The organism is Paenibacillus oryzae (genome assembly GCF_001675045.1).
Lineage (GTDB): Bacteria > Bacillota > Bacilli > Paenibacillales > Paenibacillaceae > Pristimantibacillus > Pristimantibacillus oryzae.
Genome location: NZ_LYPA01000075.1, coordinates 75,067 through 94,110, shown reverse-complemented (window position 1 = coordinate 94,110; position 19,044 = coordinate 75,067). Strand labels below are relative to the sequence as shown.

Here is a 19,044-nt window from a genome sequence, read left to right as displayed (position 1 = left end):
ATATTATTGTAGAATGAAAATTCTGCGCCCGGGGGAGGGGTACGGGATGAAGGCTAAACCGACAATTGTTGTGGATGCAGATTCCTGCCCCGTCAAGCAGCAAATACAAGAAACGGCATCACAGATGGGGGTTCCCGTTGTGATGGTTGCATCCTATGACCATTTGCTGCTGCCAAAGGATGGTGTTCGCGTCATTCAGGTGGACAGGAGCGACCAATCTGTTGATTTGTATATCGCTAACAGCATTTCACCAGGCGATATCGTTGTAACGGGAGATTTTGGACTGGCCTGCATCGTTATCAGCAAAGGCGCGATCGTGTTGTCCCCCCGCGGGGAGGAGTATACGGAAGCCAATATTGATTATTTGATGGATCGCCGACATGAAAGCGCGCGCCGCCGCCGTTCGGGAGGCAAAACAAAAGGGCCAAGAGCAATGAGCGAAGCCGACAGACAACTTTTTCAACAAAAGTTGACAAAAGTTTTGCTTGAACAGCAGGAGAAATGTGAGCTTTAGCGAATATTATCTTAGAACTCCAAGCGATTCCTGTTTGAGCTTGGGATGAAGGTGATGAACGATGACATACGGTAAAATACCGGAGGAGGTCATAGATGCTGTCCGCAAGCGTCATGACATTGTAGATACGGTCGGGAAATACGTTCATCTCACGAAGCAAGGCAAATATATGAAGGGGTTGTGTCCGTTTCATTCCGAAAAGACGCCTTCCTTTACCGTTACGCCCGAATTGCAGATTTTTCACTGCTACGGATGCGGAAAAAGCGGCAACGTTATTCGGTTTGTAGAAGAGATGGAGGGGTATACCTTCCCGGAAGCGGTGCGTGTATTGGCCGAGGAGGCTGATATTCCCGTAACATGGACTTCGGATGGCGGTTCGCAACAGGACCCGACTCGTCAGAAGCTGGTTGAAGCCCATGAGCTTGCCGTCAAGTTTTATCATTATTTTCTCAATAATGCCAGGCAAGGGGAAAAGGCCAAGCGATATCTTCGTGACCGGGGAATGAGCGACAAGCTGATCGATCAATTTATGATCGGATACGCCCCTGATGATTGGGATGTGCTGACCAAGTTTTTAATGGGTCGCGGCTTCGATCCCGTCTTGCTTGAACAAGGCGGATTAATTTCCGCCAAAAATGACGGCAGCGGTTATGTGGACCGGTTTCGCGGAAGAATCATGTTCCCGCTTTATGATGCCAATGGCAAGGCTTCGGCCTTTGCCGCGCGTATTGTGGATGAGGGATCGCCCAAGTATTTGAACTCTCCGGAAAGCAGGCTTTTTGTCAAAAGCCGTACGCTTTACAATCTGCATTTGGCGAAAGCCGCCATCCGCAAACGGAAACAGGTCGTGCTTTTTGAAGGGTATATGGATGTCATCAAGGCCTGGCAAGCCGGAGTGGATAACGGGATTGCAACAATGGGAACGGCGCTGACAGAGGAGCATTGCTCCATGATGCGCCGTCATGCGGAGGAGGTATTGCTCTGCTATGACGGCGACGATGCGGGACAAGCTGCCGCTTTCAAAAATATTCCGTTGCTTGAGGCTGCCGGACTTAAAGTCGTTATGGCCGTTTTGCCGAAAGGCAAAGACCCCGATGATTATATAAGCGAATATGGACCGGACTCCTTCCTTAGGGAGGTAATCGACAGCCCGGTTTCGGTTACAAAATTTAAGCTTATATATTCAAGGAAAAACCATATACTGCTAAAAGAAGAAGGACGCAAAAATTACTTGATGGAAGCAGTAGCCATCGTAGCCGGTGTGGAATCATCCACGGAACGAGAAGTTTATTTGAAGGAATTATCCCGCGAGTTCGACATTTCGCTTGACGCGCTGAAGCAGGATTGCCATGGAATGCGGCTGGAACTGCAAAAAAAGAAACCGCAAAGGGATAATAACGACAATTCGTGGAATAATGGTAGGAATGAAAAGCGCCGTGCGCCCGGTGCTCCCAAGATTTTGCCTGCTTATATGCATGCAGAGCGGAGACTGCTGCATGTAATGATGCAGGATAAGGAGATTGCCGAAATTGTGCATGAACGTGTGGGGGATGCCTTTAATGCAAGGGATCACGCCGCGCTTGCCGCTTATTTGTACGCCTACTACGCACAAGGATACGAGCCGGATGCTGCCCGGTTTGTGCAAACTCTTGACGATCCCGGTCTGGAGGAGACGGCTTCTTCCATTCTGCTGATGGAGGATAACTCCTCCAGGGAAGAAACGTCGCTGCATGCTTATATCGAAACCATTCTGAAGGAACCGGAGCTTCGAAATATCGAGCGGAAAAAAGAGGAGTTTGCACGTGCCGAACGAGCAGGCGATGCCATATTGGCAGCGCAGCTTTATATTGAGATTATGACCCTGGAAAGAGGGCTTAAAGGTTGACCGGATGGTTGTTTCCAGGGAGGAGGGAGTCGGAATATGGCGAATGATCAACATACTGAGCTGGATACCGAGCAAAAGTTGGATCACGTGAAGGATCAGCTCATTGAGCAGGGCAAAAAAAGATCCTCCTTAACGTATAAAGAAATTATGGAGAAACTGTCTCCCTTTGATCAGGACCCGGAGCAAATCGACGAGTTTTTTGAGCAGCTTGACGATTTGGGTATCGAGGTATTGAACGAAAGCGAGGAAGAGAATCCGCTCAGACCGGCTTCTGAAGAGCAAGAGCGCGAAGGCGATGATTTTAATTTCGATGATGATTTGGCTTTGCCGCCCGGCATTAAAATCAATGACCCCGTCAGAATGTATCTGAAGGAAATCGGCCGTGTGCCGCTATTGTCCGCGGACGATGAAATCGAGCTTGCGATTCGGATCGAAAATGGCGACGAGGAGGCAAAGCGCCGACTTGCAGAAGCCAACCTTCGTCTGGTTGTCAGCATTGCCAAGCGTTATGTGGGCAGAGGCATGCTGTTCCTGGACTTGATTCAGGAAGGCAATATGGGCTTGATCAAGGCGGTCGAAAAGTTCGATCATCAGAAGGGCTTCAAGTTCAGTACCTATGCTACCTGGTGGATTCGCCAGGCCATCACGCGGGCGATTGCGGATCAGGCGCGCACCATTCGGATTCCGGTCCATATGGTGGAAACCATCAACAAGCTGATACGCGTATCGCGTCAGCTGCTGCAAGAGCTTGGGCGTGAACCCACGCCTGAGGAAATCGCGGTGGAGATGGAGCTTAGCACGGAAAAGGTTCGCGAAATTATGAAGATTGCTCAGGAGCCTGTATCGTTGGAAACGCCTATCGGGGAAGAAGACGATTCGCATCTGGGAGACTTTATCGAGGACCAGGAGGCGCTGGCGCCGGCAGATGCCGCTGCCTACGAGCTGCTTAAGGAACAGCTTGAGGATGTGCTCGACACGCTTACTGAACGGGAAGAAAACGTTCTTCGCCTTCGTTTTGGCCTTGATGACGGCCGGACACGGACGCTGGAGGAAGTGGGCAAAGTATTTGGCGTAACGCGGGAGAGAATCCGGCAGATCGAAGCCAAGGCTCTTCGCAAGCTCCGCCATCCAAGCCGCAGCAAACGACTCAAGGACTTTCTGGAATAACGGCTTTATGCCGCAAAATGACCTTTCTGCCTTTGCAGCGAGGTCTTTTTTTCAGATGAAAACAAGGCAAGGACAGGAAAGGATGGCGTCCAATGGAACAGGATCGCAGAGCAATTGTTCTCAAGGAAATACAGCATTGGAGTCGGAGCAAGCTGTTGCCTGAGCAATATTGCGAATTTCTGCTTAATCTGTACAGCGATCCCGATACACCAAGGCCAGCGCCGCAGCCGAATCATGCCGTCGGCAAAGCGATAGCGGCGGTGCAGCGGGCAACAGGCAAGCAATGGTTGCTTACATTTGGAACTTTTACCTTAATTTCCTTTGTTGTGCTTTATTTTAGCTCTTTTCATCCGGCATTGCAAATCGCAATTATTTTGCTGGGCGCGTTAGTTTTTTTAAAATTTGGCCATCGCTTCAGAGAACGAAGCCGAACGTTTTCCAGCATGCTGGTGTGCGCTGGAGCGTTGCTGCTGCTAGGCGGAGGATTACATATTCTGGAGCTTCATGAGCTTCAGTCCTGGAGCTGGAAAATGGGTGTTTTAGGCGGTTGCGCCTTTTTCTGGGTCGCATACGGCATCTGGAGAAAGGTTCCGATGCTTCATTTATGCGGCTGGCTGATCGCCCTAGTGCTGTATGGCTGGCTTCTCTCAAGACTGGACGAGACGCCGGCATGGTACGAGGTGCAGCTTTATTGGCTTCCTATCGCCATTATATTTGGGTGGAGCAGCTGGTTTTTGCACCGCTTCAGCAAAGCGGTGGCTGCCGTATTGTTTGTGGTTTGCGCGCTCGCCTGGTTTCTTCCGGAATTGTATACTCTGCTTGTTATTCATCAAACGGCATGGCTGCAAATACAGATAATCGTAAAAATCGCGTTAGGTGGAGGACTTCTCTTCACGATGCGCAAACAATGGATGGTGTGGGTAACCTGATGATTGAATTGTCTAAACGTCTGCGGCTTGTTGCAGATTATATTGCAGACGGGGCGGCGCTGGCGGACATAGGCTCCGACCATGCCTTGCTTCCGGTTTATTTGCTGCAAAGCGGGAAAATATCAAAAGCCATTGCCGGTGAGGTAAATCCGGGACCGTTTAAGGCTGCGCAAAAGGCTGCTTTAGCAGCCGGTCTTACGGATAGATTATCCGTTCGCCGGGGCGACGGGCTGGCCGTTCTTGAGCCAGGAGAAGCCGATACGATTACGATCGCCGGTATGGGCGGCGCTTTGATGTCCTCTATTCTTGAAGCCGGTCGAGCGAACGGAAAGCTTGAAGGAGTCTCCCGTCTGGTTCTCCAGCCCAATATTGGCGAAGACGCGGTCAGGGTATGGCTGCTGGAGCATAACTGGTATTTGACCGATGAAGCTGTTTTGGAGGAGGACGGTAAAATTTATGAGGTGCTTCATGCGGTGCGGGATGCTGAAGCAGCACCCAAAAATGAGGCGCTTTACGATGGAGCCTTTTTGCCGCTGCCTTTTGAGCCAGAGCTTAAAAAGGTGATTTTGATTAGAATGGGACCGCATCTGCTGCGTCAGCCAACGGCAGTACTTATCGCTAAGTGGCAATCTGAAATCATCAAGCTGGAACGGATTTGGAGCCAGATGGCGGAGTCCAGCGTGCAGGAGTCGATGGCGAAGCGCGAGCAATTCCGCAAGGAAATAGACTTGTTGAAGGAGGTGCTGGCTTGTTTGCCAACGGACAAAGCATCATTTCGTTGATGGAGCAGCTTGCCCCAAAGCATTATGCGGTGGAAAACGATAAAATTGGATTGCAGCTAGGCACATTGTCCAAGGAGATTCCGAAGGCGCTGGTCGCTTTGGATGTGACCGACGAGGTGGTGGATGAAGCCATAAGGCTGGGAGCCAACCTGATTATCGCCCATCATGCTATCATTTACCGTCCGCTGGCGAAGCTGGATACGTCTACGCCGGCTGGCAAGCTATACGAAAAGCTGATTAAACATGATATTGCCGTTTATATATCCCATACCAATCTGGATGTGGCTGATGGCGGCATCAATGACTGGCTTGCGGATCAGGCGGGGATTGAGGAGCAGGGACGAAAGTCGCTGGAGGATATCCATACGGATAAGCTATATAAGCTGGTTGTGTTTGTGCCGGAATCCCATGTCGAAGATGTGCTGCAAAGCATCTGGCGAACGGGGGCTGGAGAAATCGGCAATTACAGCTGCTGCAGCTTTACCAGCAAAGGGACGGGAACCTTTTTGCCAGGGGAAGGCACTAACCCGTTTATCGGCTCGCAAGGTCGACTTGAGCGCGCAGATGAAGTGCGAATTGAAACAATCGTACCGTACAGCGTCCATCGTAAAACGGTGAGCGCCATGCTGAAGGCCCATCCTTATGAAGAGGTGGCTTATGATCTGTATCCCGTAGACCTGAAGGGGAGAAGCTTCGGATTAGGCCGCTACGGCAAGCTGACGCAGCCGGCAACGCTGAATGAGCTGGCGCTAAGGCTAAAAACGGCGTTTGATGTGCCGATGCTGCGCGTGGTTGGTCCGCCTGACCGGGTAATCCACAAAGCCGCCGTGCTTGGCGGGGCGGGAGCCCGCTATGTCAATCGTGCAATGTTTGCAGGCGTGGACGTCCTTATTACGGGGGATATTGATTATCATACGGCACATGATGCTTTGGCAGCAGGCATGACCATTATCGACGCAGGCCACAATATTGAAAAGGTTATGAAGCAAAAGGTGGCGGATTGGCTGAACAATGAGCTTGCCAAGAACAAATGGAAAACGGAGGTTATAGCCTCGCGCTTGAATACGGAGCCGTTTGTGTTTATTTAGCTTTTCCTGTTGAGCTTTGAATCAATAACCTGTATAATAGTTCTGCTACGGAAAGTTTGACAGACAATCGCTGGCAGCCTCGTTGCTGCGAGAGGAAAGTCCGGGCTCCACAGGGCAGGATGCTGGATAACGTCCAGTCAGCGCGAGCTGAAGGATAGTGCCACAGAAATGGACCGCCGATGGCCCCGTAAAGGGGCACAGGCAAGGGTGGAACCGTGGTGTAAGAGACCACGAGGAGTACAGGTGACTGTATTCCTGGTAAACCCCATCTGGAGCAAGACCGAGAGGATGTGGCGGCCGCAAGGCCGCAGCCTTAGCCCGAGGCGCATCCGGGTTGGTTGCTTGAGCTGTTCAGCAATGGACGGCCTAGATAGATGATTGTCGCTTCCTAGTGGGAGGGTCGTTCCCGTTTGCACCACCAGAAGTACAGAACCCGGCTTACGGCAAACTTTCCGCACGGCCATCTTATACCGTTTAATTAAAATGATGTTGATATAAATGGAATAAGGGAAAAAGACATGAACCCGCAATTCGCGGCGTTCATGTCTTTTTTTAAAATTTAACAAATAGCAATTAGTGTTTCCTGATGGGGCGATGCGGCTTCTTTTCCAGGTTATTCAGATCGTTGCAGTTAGCTACAGTTAATCACAGTTGGCTACAGTACGATTCTGTTTGTCTTTGTTCATTTCTATTCATCAAGCTTTACGGACATCTGCGGCCATTAGACGGTTCATTTTAATTAAATCCATATTCTAGCGGACATTTGCGACCGTAAAACTCCAATTTTACCCTCACATTCTACATTTTTGAGCTTTAAAGGACATGCGTGACCGTTGCTGTTATGAAACAAGCCAATTTAAGCCCCTGCCGGACATGGATGTCCTTTAGATTCAGTAGACTGCAGGAAATTGCCTGTGGCCTTCAACTCAAGATCCCAAACGCTCCAGCTTCCGCTTTACTTGTTGAGGGTAGGTTTGCAGGGCGCCGCCGTAATTCGCAGCGGCCTTTAGCGCTTTGTCGATATCAATTTCGCCATGGCCAAAATAGTTGTCTTTGCCTGCTTGTCCAAGGTCGCGGGCGGATACGCGCATGATCTCCATAACTTCCTCATTGCTAAGGTCGGGGTTAATGGAGCGAATCAAACCCGCCAGCGCTGCAACATGAGGGCTAGCCATCGAAGTACCGGACAATGCCGCATATTGGCTGCCGGGATAGGTGCTGGCAATACTATCGCCAGGTGCCGCTACGTCGATGTAATCGCCGTAATTGGAGAAGGATGCCTTCTGGTCGTTGCTTGAGGTCGCCGCTACCGCAAAAACCTCAGGGTATGCGGCGGGATAACCGGGACGGTCTGTATTGTCGTTGCCGCTTGCGGCAATCAGAACGACATCGCGTTCATACGCATATTTGATGGCGTCATGCAGAAAATCGGCCTTTGCGTAATTGCCCAAACTCATATTGATTACTTTAGCTCCATTATCAACCGCCCAGATGATGCCTTGAGCAACTGAATAAGTCGAGCCTGCGCCTGAGCTGTCAAGCACTTTAACGGGCATAATTTTGTTAAACCAGGAAACGCCGGCGACTCCTTCGCCGTTGTTGACGGCCGCGCCGATAATTCCGGCAACATGCGTACCATGTCCTACATCGTCATCCGGGGTTTTTCCTGTGTTGACGATGTTTTTTCCAGCGAGCAACCTGCCTTGAAGGTCGGGGTGGCTGCTCTGAACGCCGGTATCAAGCACGGCGATGATAACACCTTCGTCCCCTTTTGACAGCGTCCAGCCTTCCTCTGCGGCTATGGAGGGCAAGTTCCATTGATACTGGGAATACAAGGCGTCATTAGGTACGATTTTGGCTGCATGCTCATCATTCGTTAAATAAAGGTAATGAGGCTCCGTATATTTAATTTTCCAGTTATTCTGAAAATACTGGATTAATTTGTCCGCTTCGACCTTGTCGGAGCGAAAAACGTAGGTGTCGCCAAGCTGCTGAATAACGGAGGCTCCGACATCGGCTTTTATTCTGGACAATTGCTCTTCACTAGGCGGGGTTGTAAAATGGACAACGGCATCTTTGACATGATAATGGCTGGCATTGCCATTGTCTTCTCCCGTTTTAACCGTTGTGTCCACTGTGGAATTGGGCTTGACGGATTCAATCCGGTAATTGCCTTCCGCCGGGTAAGGGATCAGGCGCAAATTGCGCTTCTGATGCATTTCAACCTGCTTGACGATATCCTGCTTCATCACGCCAACTATGCCGTGCCCGCTTCCCGTTTGATCGGGTACGCCTAATACGATGTAACGGCTGCCGTCGGCGGACTCAAACGGTTTGGACTCATAGTTTGCGCCTTTTGCGATTTTTTTGGCGGCTTCCGCACTATACATTTGCGCATCCTCTTTTTGAGACTTCGGCAGCTTGCCTATTTGCACATCCTTGCCAGGTCCGATCCATCGAATATGGGCCAAATGCGGATGCTCCTTCATTAACGCCTTGATTTCAGCAGTTGCCTTTACCGGGGAATCTCCGTCGGCTGCCATAATATTGCGAAAGTCCTTGGCACACTCCAGGGACATTAGCGTTGCCGTGGCATCCATGTCATTCTGCAATGCCGCAAGCTTAAGCTTCTGCTCCTTGTTAGCGGAGAATTGTACGGTTTTGGGCGATGATTCGCCGTTTTTTAAAAAAAACGGGGTGGCCGGAATTAACAGCGCTGCTGCGGCCAGCACAATAAAAGCAGCGGTCCATCTTGATTTGCGCATGGGATATCCTCCGTCTTTTCATAAAATGATCTGTCTCTACCCTTAGAGTCGCATCTGCGGCATCAAATTATGCGGACATTTTCACAATTCGGATACCGTTTCTCTGGAATTTGTGGTACGATGTTGATGTTTATAGTTTTTTTGTGTGCAATGTAGAAAGGGGAACTACCACCATGCCATCAACGAACGTTAAAGCGCTGACGGAATCCACTCGCGACAAATTAAAAGAAGCGGTTGAACAGCTGGAGCCGTTTCTGAATCAGAATGCTTTATCCCAGCTTGTAGGAGATCAAAGCGAAGAGGCGGCGGAGCTTTTTTACAAGGGGCTGCTGTCCGATCTGCGCCATCTGCTTGTTTTTTCGGAAGTTGCTGTTGAAAAGCTGGGCGTTCTGCTCAGAAGGCCTAATTTCGATAATGAGTATGGTGAACGCGTATTGTATGAGGCTTATCATCAATGCGTCAACGCTTTCTTTTATCCAAAAAATGAATGTTATTCCGAAGATGGGCGTTATGCCTATACGGGACAAGACGCAATTCGCTTCCGGTACAAGCCGGTTCGCGAGGCCCGCAATATCGTTTTGGGCATTTCCAAAATTTACGAGGATCTGCGTGACGACTTGTCTTACTACGAAAGTGACTACATGACCCAGCGTCGCATGCAGGGACAAAAATAAGGCAGAATGAATTGCCTCCGCTTGAGGGAAACTCCTTAGCGGAGGTGATTTTTATGCCAAAGGGCGTTTCCTGCAGCGTTGCAAACTGCACGTTCTGGGAAGAAGGCAATCAGTGCGTTGCAAAAGCCATTGCTATTGATATCGATCAACATTCATCGCCGTCCTTCCATGAAGAATTTGCCAGTGATCGTTTAGGTTTGCCCCATGAGGATTTGGCCAAGGAGTCTGCCGCTACCTGCTGCAACACCTTTAAACCAAAGGAGGATTGAGGAAACATGAACGGTCATGAAAATTCAGGCAACAAACATCGTCATAAAAAAGACAGGGATCATCATTACCACGCCTTGCAGGGAAACCATCATTCGGAAAGTCATGACGTACAAGGAAGAATGTCTCGCGAAGGCGACTTTCATGCTTCCAGCGACATGGCAGAGCGTCATGAGGAGGCTGCAGTGGAAAGCCATGTGGATGGCGGAAGCTATGGCGCCGATGTGATGGAGCGCACCGGAGGAGGAAGCGTCATTCCGGGTGGAATGGCAGCGTTCAACGAGGAGATTGGCGCGGACTTTGCCTACGGCATGCCGGTAACCGGCAAAGATGAAGGCGTGCGAAAGCATTCGTCTGAAGTAGAGGAAGATCGCACCGCTTCCGGCTCCGCCGTGGGCTGGGTAGCCTTGGTCTTTGCCATCGCATCCTGGCTTATCTGGCCTATGCTAATGGGAATTACCTCAGTCGTTCTGGGATTTATTGCATACCGCCAAGGAGCGAAGGGACTTGGAGGCTGGAGTATTGCGCTTGGCCTTGTTGCAATCGTCATCCGGATGATCGCCGCTCCATTATTTGCGATGTAGCGGAAACCAGGGCCTTTGCTGGTGCTTTTGACAAATTTGCAAAAAAAGCGGGTTCTCTCCAATGGGAGAGCCTGCTTTTTTAAGGTTGTCTGCTAAAAAGTATGATAAAATGATTGGAAGATTCATGGAAATTGAAGCGAGTGCTCACATTATCAAGATGGGATAGGGCGCTGACATGTATATTCTAGTTGCATAGGCAGGAGGAACAGATATGATTGTTGATATTGCGGATGTAACATGGGAGCGGGGAAGCAGTACGATTTTGGATAAGGTCAGCTGGCAGGTCAAGGCGGGCGAGCATTGGTGTCTGCTTGGTCTTAATGGCTCAGGCAAAACAACGCTGCTCAATATGATTAACGGATACATATGGCCTACATCGGGTTCTGTCAGCGTGCTGGGCCACCGGTTCGGTGAATATGATTTGCGTGAGCTTAGAAAACGGATAGGCTGGGTTAGCACCTCGCTGCAGCAACGGCTGTATGGAAGCGAAGTTGCGATAAAAACGGTTTTGAGCGGCAAACATTCAACAATTGGCGTATACGATGAAATTTTGCCCCAGGATCTGGAGCGGGCTGAAGAGTTGATGGACCGGCTCGGCTGCTCTGCCCTTAAGGATCGAACGTATGAAACGTTATCACAGGGACAGCGCCAGCGTATTCTTATCGCAAGAGCTCTTATGGGCAACCCTTCCCTTCTTATACTGGATGAGCCTGGGACGGGACTGGATTTGTTTGCGAGAGAGCAGCTGCTGACGATGATCGGAACAATTGCAGGGGAAAAGGATGCGCCTACGATTATTTACGTAACTCATCATGTTGAAGAGATTATGCCGATTTTTACCCATACGCTGCTGCTCAAGGATGGCGGGGTTTATGCTGCGGGAGAAACAGCGAACGTTTTAACATCCTCTCAGATGAGCTCTTTTTTTGATGTTCCGGTAACTATAGAAACAAGGAACGGTCGATATTGGCCGACAATCGGATTGCAATCATGACTGAAGGATTGGACAATCGCAAGGCTCCTTGGCGGCTTATGATGGAATGGGTGAAGGAGCGGTTCAACAAACGGCACGACAGGGAGGGATTTATCTCCAGATGCGCAGCGTTCAGCGTCGCGCTTTTTGGAGCGGTTGCCATGTCCCTGCAAATTTCCGGGATACCTACCGGGCTTGGAGCGGTTTTGGATCAGGCAATCTTTTTATCGATAGCGGTCGTGCTTGGGGCGGTTGCTTGCTATGTGTTGACAGTACTATTTTCATTTTTCTATTTGCCATTGCCTAGAAGACTTTTCTCCTTGTTTGTATTGGTAGAATCGGAAACGTATGTTATGCTCCATTATGCCGAATTTGGCTGGAAGGTAAGTCTGCTGCTGAGCCTTTCTTACACCGTCCTGGGCCTTGCCGCCGGCAGTCTGCTGGGTATATTGGCAAAAAGCGGATTAAAGTCCTGGGTGAAGCTGGGAATTGCCGGAGTGACGGTTATGCTTGCGATGCTGCTGCTAAACGCGTTTCTCTGGACGGGGCCTGTGGAATGGCCTGAGCGTACAGCCAAGGAGGCTATTCTGGAAGCGATAGCTCTGGATGCAGAAGATCCTTCTTTGCCTGGAAAATACAACGTCGAGTTTTTTTCATATGGCAGCGGCTCTGACCGTCATCGGGCATTGTTTGGTACAGACATCACCTATGAGACCGCATCGGTCGATGCATCATCGTACATAGAGGAATGGCCTTGGCTGCGGTCCCTATTTTGGGGATTTCATCAAAATGAGCTGCCTCTTAACGGCAGAGTCTGGATGCCTGCCGGGGAAGGGGAGTTTCCGCTTGCTCTTATTGTTCACGGCAACCATCTGATGGAAGACTTTTCAGACGATGGATACGGTTATTTGGGAGAGCTGCTGGCCAGCAAAGGAATGATTGCAGTGTCCGTTGATGCCAATTTTCTAAATTTTTCCGTATGGTCGGGCATCCCCAAGAATGATATGAAGGTTCGGGCATGGCTTCTGCTGAAGCATTTGCAGGTTATTAAAAATCTTGACGAATCAGGAGCTACTGCTTTTTCCGGCTCTGTGGATTGGAGCCGCGTGGCGCTGATTGGACATTCGCGCGGCGGGCAGGCGGCGGCTATGGCGGCAGATTGGGCGCGCTGGTTTGACGAGGATCAGGAATTGCAAGGGCTGGAGGAGATGGAGCTATCAACCGTTGTAGCAATCGCGCCGGTGGATCGGGCGGTTGATGACGACTATGCAGAATTGAGGGATATTAATTATTTGACCATTCAGGGCGCCAAGGATGCCGACGTTAATAATTTTTATGGAGACCGGCAATATAATCGGGTGACCTTCACCGGCAGCAAAGAGCGTTTCAAAGCGTCAGTGTATATTGAAAATGCCAATCACAGCCAATTTAATACAAGCTGGGGACGATTGGATGAGCGGTTACCCGGCGGGTTGTTTCTGAATAACAAGGACCTGCTGCCGCAGAACGAGCAGCAAAAAATCGCTCAGGTGTATGTCGCTGCCTTTCTTGAAGCGACGCTGAAGGACGAAAAAAGATATATGGGTCTGTTTCAGGATTACCGGAGCGGCGATCAATGGCTGCCGGATGCTACCCGTTATTTGAGCAGGTACGAAGGCGCCGATTTTGTGGAGGTGACCCGCTTCCAGAAGCCTGCCCCGTTGGTTGAAGCAACGGCGGTTCAGGACATGACGGTAATCGATGACGAAAGCATGCGGGACCGGGATGGCAAAGTGAAGGGAAAAACCGGATTGGTGCTGGAATGGGAGGAGCCGGGAGCATCCTTTGAAATTCAATTATCTAAGGAGGCTGAAAGCCATCTGGAGCAGCTGGATGGAGGCAGCCTGGTTTTTGCCGTATCCAATCTGGAATGGGACCTGATTGCTCCCGTGCTTGAAGAAAATGGGAGCAACGGAACAAAGAAATCCTCAGATGACGATAAAGCGCCAGAAGGCCGGGCTGCGGACTCGTCGAAATCTGAGGCACAGGCGGATGCTGGCGTTGCTCCAGATACGGCTGCAAATGCCGATTCCGGCACAGACGCAGGCGGAGATGCGGTCGCCGGAACAGCTCCGGTTATTGGCGGCAGCGGGGAAACTCTTCCTCCGCTGCCGGTGGTTGAAGTTGTGCTGACGGAGCGTACCGGCGAGGAGCTGACGCTGCTTCTGGACGATATAGCGCCGATTGAACCACCTTCCTACACATCGTTTATGTCGATTGGATGGCTGGAAGGAACAATAAAAAATAGTAAATACGGAAAGCCGGTTGAGGAAGTGCTCAGGACGGTTGTAGCTCCTATCCATTTGTTTGACGGCGCCAAAGGAGAGGGACAGGAGGACTCTGCGTTTAGTCCTTCGGACATTAAATCCATCACTTTCCGCTTTTTGAACGGTCCTGGAAAAATAAGAATAGATGAAATCGGATTTTTGCCTGAGGGAGGCTCTTATGTACACTACCAATAATGACGGTCTGCAGGAGGAGCAGGAACGGGTTAACGGCCTTGTGGGGCTGATTGGAAATCGGATCGAACAGCTGTCCGCCAAAACTAGCGGCATTCGGGGTGAAATTGTTGATATCCGCCGTAATTTCTGGGATGATGTGACCGTTAATTTTGAGGATTCCTCGGAGTCGGCTGAAACGCATGCGAGTCTGAAGCAGCAGGCAGAGCTGCTGTCGGAACGGGAGCGCAGCCACAGGCATACCGAGCGCGAATTAAAAACGCTTGTTAAGCTGGAGCAAAATCCTTATTTCGGCCGTATCGACATCGTTGAAGAAGGAGCGAAGGACGCTAAGCCGGATGCCATCTACCTTGGCGTTGGCTCCCTGCTGGATGACTCCGGGGAGGAATATTTGATTTATGATTGGCGCGCCCCGGTTTCCAGCCTTTATTATGATTACGGCCCTGGACGCGTGTCCTACCAAACGCCTGCCGGAGAAATAAGAGGCGAGATGACGCTTAAGCGTCAATATATGATTCGCAACGGTAAAATTAAAAGTATGTTTGATACGGGCATGACGATTGGCGACGAATTGCTGCAAGAGGTGCTTGGCAAAGGCTCCGACGCCGCGATGAAAAGCATTGTCGCAACGATCCAAAGCGAGCAAAATGCCATTATCCGCAATGAAAAAGCTAAGCTGCTTGTTGTGCAGGGCGCTGCGGGCAGCGGCAAAACATCGGCCGCCTTGCAGCGTGTAGCCTATTTGCTATATCGTTATCGCGGCCAGCTTAGCGCGGAGCAGATTGTGCTGTTTTCCCCCAATCCGATGTTTAACAGCTATGTATCCAGCGTTTTGCCGGAGCTAGGGGAGCAAAACATGACGCAAACCACCTATCAGCAATATCTGGAGCATCGTCTTGGTGAACAGTTCCAGCTTGAGGACCCTTTTGTCGGGCTTGAAGAAATGCTCAATGCGCCTCAGGATGCCGATCTGGACATCAGAAGGGCAGGCATCCTTTATAAATCCGGTAAATCATTTATGGACGAAATCGACCGCTACGTTCAGCAGCTTGGCGTGTCCGGCCTTTCTTTCCGTGATATCCGCTTTCGCGGGAAAACGATAATTGCAGCCAAGGCCATTTCGCGCCAGTTCTATTCCCTGGAGCCTGGAATGACGATTCCTATCCGGCTGCAAAAATTATCGGTTTGGCTGCTCAAGGAATTATCCAGAATATCCAAAGAGGAGCAGAGTAAAGAATGGGTTGACGAAGCCATTGAACTGCTTGATACTCATAGTTATGGCAGTGCTTATGAGGAGCTTAGCGAAAAGGGCAAATTTAGCGGAGGCTCCTTCGATGACTACCAGTCTGAAAGACAGTTTTTAGCTGCACAGGTTGTGCAAAAAAGATTTAAAAAGCTGCGGCGCGGCGTTAAACTGCTTAAATTCGTAGATATGCCGGATATTTATAAAGCGTTATTCCAAAAAGGCGCCGTACCCCATGCCGCACCTGGGGCCCCGGAAGCAAACGCGTCTTATCCGCCGGAGTGGCCGCAAATTTGCAGCAGAAGCCTGGAAAAGCTGAATGCCGGCTTGATGAGCTATGAGGATGCAACGCCCTATTTGTACTTGAAGGAAAAGCTGGAGGGCTTTCATACTAATACGATGGTCAAGCATCTTTTCATTGACGAGGCACAGGACTATTCACCTTTTCAATTTCATTACCTGAAACGGATTTTTCCGCGAAGCAGCATGACGGTCCTTGGAGACTTCAACCAGAGCATATTTGTGCACGGCACGGGCGAAAAAAGCGGGGATGCAACGTCCGGATTGTTTCCGCAAGACGAATGCGAAAAAATCATATTGAAGCGAAGCTATCGTTCAACCAAACAAATCGTTGATTTTACGAGAAAAATGGTTCCGGACGGCGAGGAGATCATCCCCTTTAACCGCACGGGGCCCGAGCCGGCCGTTCAATATGTTGAAGCGGACCGTCACGCGGAGCAACTGAGCGTCAGGCTTCAAGCCTGGCGATCTGAAGGCTATGAGTCGCTGGCCGTCATCTGCAAGACAGCCCGGGAAAGCGCGGAACTACATAAGGCATTGCTTGCGCTGCTGCCGGATATCCGCTTAATCCAGAAAGAAACCTCGACTTTTGTAAAAGGAATGGTTGTGATTCCGGCCTATCTGGCCAAAGGCGTAGAATTTGATGCGGTTGTAATCGCAAATGCGGGGAGCGAGGTTTACAGTCGCGAAAGCGAGCGCAGGTTGTTTTATACGGCCTGCACACGCGCCATGCATGAGCTGCATTTGTTTTTGACAGGCAAGCCAACTCCGTTTTTATCGTAGAACTTGTATGGGGAAAGCCGTAATTGACACTGAATATACCGGAAAAGGCGCATCCTGCGGCTTTTCCGAACAAACAAGGGGGAACTTAAAGTGGAAACATGCGGAATTGCGGGCTGTGACAAGCCGGTCAAAGCCAAATCGCTTTGTGCAATGCACCATCAAAGGATGTTGAGGCACGGCGATCCAAATACAGTGCGGCCTCGTCGAATCAAAAAAACGGTAAAGTGCAGTTGGGTCAATTGCGAGGACCAGGCTGTGTCAAAAGGCTTTTGCTCCAGACATTACTATATTCACCGCGTATCCGTTGCGAAGGGCTCCCGATAGCTATCATGTAATATTTCATAACATGAAATCGCGCATTTTTGTGTAAAAAATGAAAACAAGCTGTTTCTTTTTCAAAGATGCATGTATAATAAAAGAAATTAACGGCTCCGGGAGGTGATGCAGCGCATGACTCTCAGCATAAAGGACGGTTTAACAGAGGAAGAGCTGTATTTATTTAATACGGGCTCATCCTACCACAGCTACCGGTTTATGGGAGCTCATCTGAAAAAGCAGGATGGCGTGGAAGGCGTTCGCTTTGCCGTGTGGGCGCCCCATGCGGCATCCGTTTCCGTTGTTGGGGATTTCAACGGCTGGAATGGCGGCGAACATGTCATGAGCCCTTTCGGCAATACCGGAGTCCATCATTTATTCATTCCCCATTTAAGAGAAGGAGAGCTTTACAAGTACGAGCTCCGGACCAGGAAGGGAGAGACCCTTGTCAAGTCCGATCCTTACGCTTTCTACAGCGAGCGCCGTCCTGGAACGGCCTCCATTGTTGCTGATGTCCTTGACTACGACTGGGACGACGGCGTTTGGCAGGAGCATAAAGCCTCATCCCCTCCTTATTCCAGCCCCCTCCTTATTTACGAGGTCCATGCGGGCTCCTGGAAAATCAAAGGCAAGGAATATTTCTACACCTATGAAGAGCTGGCTGCAGAGCTTGTGCCTTATGCGGCCGAAATGGGATATACCCACATCGAGCTGATGCCGCTGGCGGAGCATCCGCTTGACCAGTCCTGGGGTTACCAGATTACCGGATTTTATAGCCCGACCAGCCGTTACGGTACGCCTCGCCAGTTGAAAAAGCTGGTTGAAAGCTGCCATCGCCATAACATCGGCGTTATTCTGGACTGGGTGCCGGGACATTTCTGCAAGGATAGTCACGGCTTGAGGCTGTTTGACGGCGAACCCTTGTTTGAAAGCAAGGTGCCGGGCCTCGCCGAGCTCCCGCTCTGGGGGACAACGGCATTTGACTTTTCCATCCTGGAGGTTGTCAGCTTTCTGATCTCCAACGCGGTTTTCTGGATGGACGTTTATCACATTGACGGCTTGCGGGTGGATGCAGTCGCCAATATGTTGAATTTGCACATGGACAAACCACAGCACTTACTCACATACAATAAGCTAGGCGGCAAAGAAAATATGGACGCGCTAGCCTTCCTCAAAAAACTGAATGAAACGGTGTTTCATTATTACCCCAATACGTTGATGCTGGCTGAGGATTCCTCGGCATGGCCTGCCGTAACCTCGCCGACCTATCTTGGAGGTCTCGGCTTTAATTTCAAGTGGAACATGGGCTGGATGAACGATTCGCTCCGATACATGGAGCTGGAGCCGGATCAGCGCCCGCACCATCATCATCTCATCACCTTCTCGCTTTGTTATGCATTCTCCGAAAATTACGTTCTTCCGCTTTCTCATGACGAGGTTGTTCACGGAAAGCGATCGCTTCTTAACAAAATGCCCGGTACGTACGAGGAAAAATTTCATCAGCTGCGTTTGTTTTACGGATACTGGATTTCCCATCCAGGGAAGAAATTACTTTTTATGGGAGGTGAATGGGGGCAGTTTGACGAATGGAAAGATGGAGACCAGCTGGACTGGATGGTTCTTCAATACAAGTCCCACACGTCCATGCGGGAATACGTTTCCGCGCTAAACTCCGCTTACCGCAACACGCCATCGCTTTGGGAACGCGACGCCGAGCCGGAAGGTTTTGAATGGGTCGATGTTCATAATGCCGAACATGCCATCATATCCTTTATCCGGCGAGGTTTATCCAGCTCATCGCTTGTTGTCGCCAATTTTTCGCGCCGGGCCTGCACAAATTACCGGGTTGGAGTTCCAGAGACCGGCATCTACAGAACGGTGCTAAACAGCGATGACAGCGTCTTTGGCGGGTGCTGTGAAGACGGCTTGGAGTCTTTTGTTTCCGAGGATATACCGTGGCACGGCCGGGACCAAAGCATCTGTCTTAATCTGCCCCCGTTCACCTTTATTCTGCTAACTATATAAGTTGAACAAAGAAAATTAAGCGAAGAGGGCCGCCATGTGAAAAGTTCTTCCGATCGCAGTTGTTCCCAGATTTCCTTGAATGATAGGGTTAATGTTGAAANTCTTAATCTGCCCCCGTTCACCTTTATTCTGCTAACTATATAAGTTGAACAAAGAAAATTAAGCGAAGAGGGCCGCCATGTGAAAAGTTCTTCCGATCGCAGTTGTTCCCAGATTTCCTTGAATGATAGGGTTAATGTTGAAATCCGGGAA

The 19,044-nt window shown here is 50.2% G+C and carries 14 protein-coding genes and 1 other RNA gene; 14 read left to right on the top strand and 1 reads right to left on the bottom strand.

What is annotated here, in order from left to right; all coding sequences use genetic code 11:
- The first annotated feature begins 46 nt into the window (after nt 1-46).
- The 7 genes from A7K91_RS22155 (at nt 47) to rnpB (ending at nt 6,821) form a co-directional block, all read left to right on the top strand.
- Nucleotides 47-514: a YaiI/YqxD family protein gene (locus A7K91_RS22155; protein WP_068686660.1), complete on the top strand. Its 468-nt coding sequence runs from the start codon at nt 47-49 to the stop codon at nt 512-514.
- A gap of 61 nt (nt 515-575) precedes the next feature.
- Complete coding sequence (gene dnaG, locus A7K91_RS22150) at nt 576-2,399, top strand: DNA primase (RefSeq protein WP_068686659.1); 1,824 nt, start codon at nt 576-578, stop codon at nt 2,397-2,399.
- A 36-nt stretch (nt 2,400-2,435) separates the two neighbouring features.
- Nucleotides 2,436-3,566: an RNA polymerase sigma factor RpoD gene (gene rpoD / locus A7K91_RS22145; protein WP_068686658.1), complete on the top strand. Its 1,131-nt coding sequence runs from the start codon at nt 2,436-2,438 to the stop codon at nt 3,564-3,566.
- Between the two features lie 92 nt (nt 3,567-3,658).
- Nucleotides 3,659-4,495, top strand: coding sequence for a hypothetical protein (locus A7K91_RS22140; RefSeq protein WP_068686657.1), 837 nt, complete (start codon nt 3,659-3,661; stop codon nt 4,493-4,495).
- Nucleotides 4,474-5,277, top strand: coding sequence for a tRNA (adenine(22)-N(1))-methyltransferase (locus A7K91_RS22135; RefSeq protein ID WP_245697751.1), 804 nt, complete (start codon nt 4,474-4,476; stop codon nt 5,275-5,277). The genes A7K91_RS22140 and A7K91_RS22135 overlap by 22 nt, the downstream gene beginning before the upstream one ends.
- A complete protein-coding gene (locus A7K91_RS22130; RefSeq protein ID WP_068686656.1) occupies nt 5,244-6,365 on the top strand; it encodes a Nif3-like dinuclear metal center hexameric protein in 1,122 nt (373 codons plus the stop codon). Before A7K91_RS22135 ends, A7K91_RS22130 begins: the two co-directional genes overlap by 34 nt.
- A 51-nt stretch (nt 6,366-6,416) precedes the next feature.
- An RNA gene (gene rnpB, locus A7K91_RS22125) (RNase P RNA component class A) lies at nt 6,417-6,821 on the top strand.
- 470 nt (nt 6,822-7,291) lie between these two features.
- On the opposite strand, the gene A7K91_RS22120 is transcribed toward rnpB, so the two are convergent.
- On the bottom strand, nt 7,292-9,130 hold the full coding sequence (locus tag A7K91_RS22120) for a S8 family peptidase (protein WP_068686655.1): 1,839 nt from the start codon (nt 9,128-9,130) through the stop codon (nt 7,292-7,294).
- Nucleotides 9,131-9,303: 173 nt separating this feature from the next.
- On the opposite strand from A7K91_RS22120, the gene A7K91_RS22115 reads away from it, so the two are divergent.
- The 7 genes from A7K91_RS22115 (at nt 9,304) to glgB (ending at nt 18,792) form a co-directional block, all read left to right on the top strand.
- Nucleotides 9,304-9,804, top strand: coding sequence for a YpuI family protein (locus tag A7K91_RS22115; RefSeq protein ID WP_068686654.1), 501 nt, complete (start codon nt 9,304-9,306; stop codon nt 9,802-9,804).
- 53 nt (nt 9,805-9,857) lie between these two features.
- Nucleotides 9,858-10,073 carry a DUF1540 domain-containing protein gene (locus A7K91_RS22110; RefSeq protein WP_068686653.1) on the top strand — a complete coding sequence of 72 codons (216 nt, stop codon included), beginning with the start codon at nt 9,858-9,860 and terminating at the stop codon, nt 10,071-10,073.
- Between the two features lie 6 nt (nt 10,074-10,079).
- Complete coding sequence (locus A7K91_RS22105; protein WP_068686652.1) at nt 10,080-10,655, top strand: hypothetical protein; 576 nt, start codon at nt 10,080-10,082, stop codon at nt 10,653-10,655.
- Between the two features lie 211 nt (nt 10,656-10,866).
- Complete coding sequence (locus tag A7K91_RS22100) at nt 10,867-11,649, top strand: ABC transporter ATP-binding protein (RefSeq protein WP_068686651.1); 783 nt, start codon at nt 10,867-10,869, stop codon at nt 11,647-11,649.
- Complete coding sequence (locus A7K91_RS22095; protein ID WP_156739754.1) at nt 11,646-14,129, top strand: poly(ethylene terephthalate) hydrolase family protein; 2,484 nt, start codon at nt 11,646-11,648, stop codon at nt 14,127-14,129. Before A7K91_RS22100 ends, A7K91_RS22095 begins: the two co-directional genes overlap by 4 nt.
- Nucleotides 14,113-16,452 (top strand): RNA polymerase recycling motor HelD, encoded by a 2,340-nt coding sequence (helD, locus tag A7K91_RS22090; RefSeq protein ID WP_068686649.1) that lies wholly within the window; start codon nt 14,113-14,115, stop codon nt 16,450-16,452. Before A7K91_RS22095 ends, helD begins: the two co-directional genes overlap by 17 nt.
- Before the next feature lie 450 nt (nt 16,453-16,902).
- Complete coding sequence (glgB, locus tag A7K91_RS22080; RefSeq protein WP_342671754.1) at nt 16,903-18,792, top strand: 1,4-alpha-glucan branching protein GlgB; 1,890 nt, start codon at nt 16,903-16,905, stop codon at nt 18,790-18,792.
- Nucleotides 18,793-19,044 lie beyond the last annotated feature (252 nt).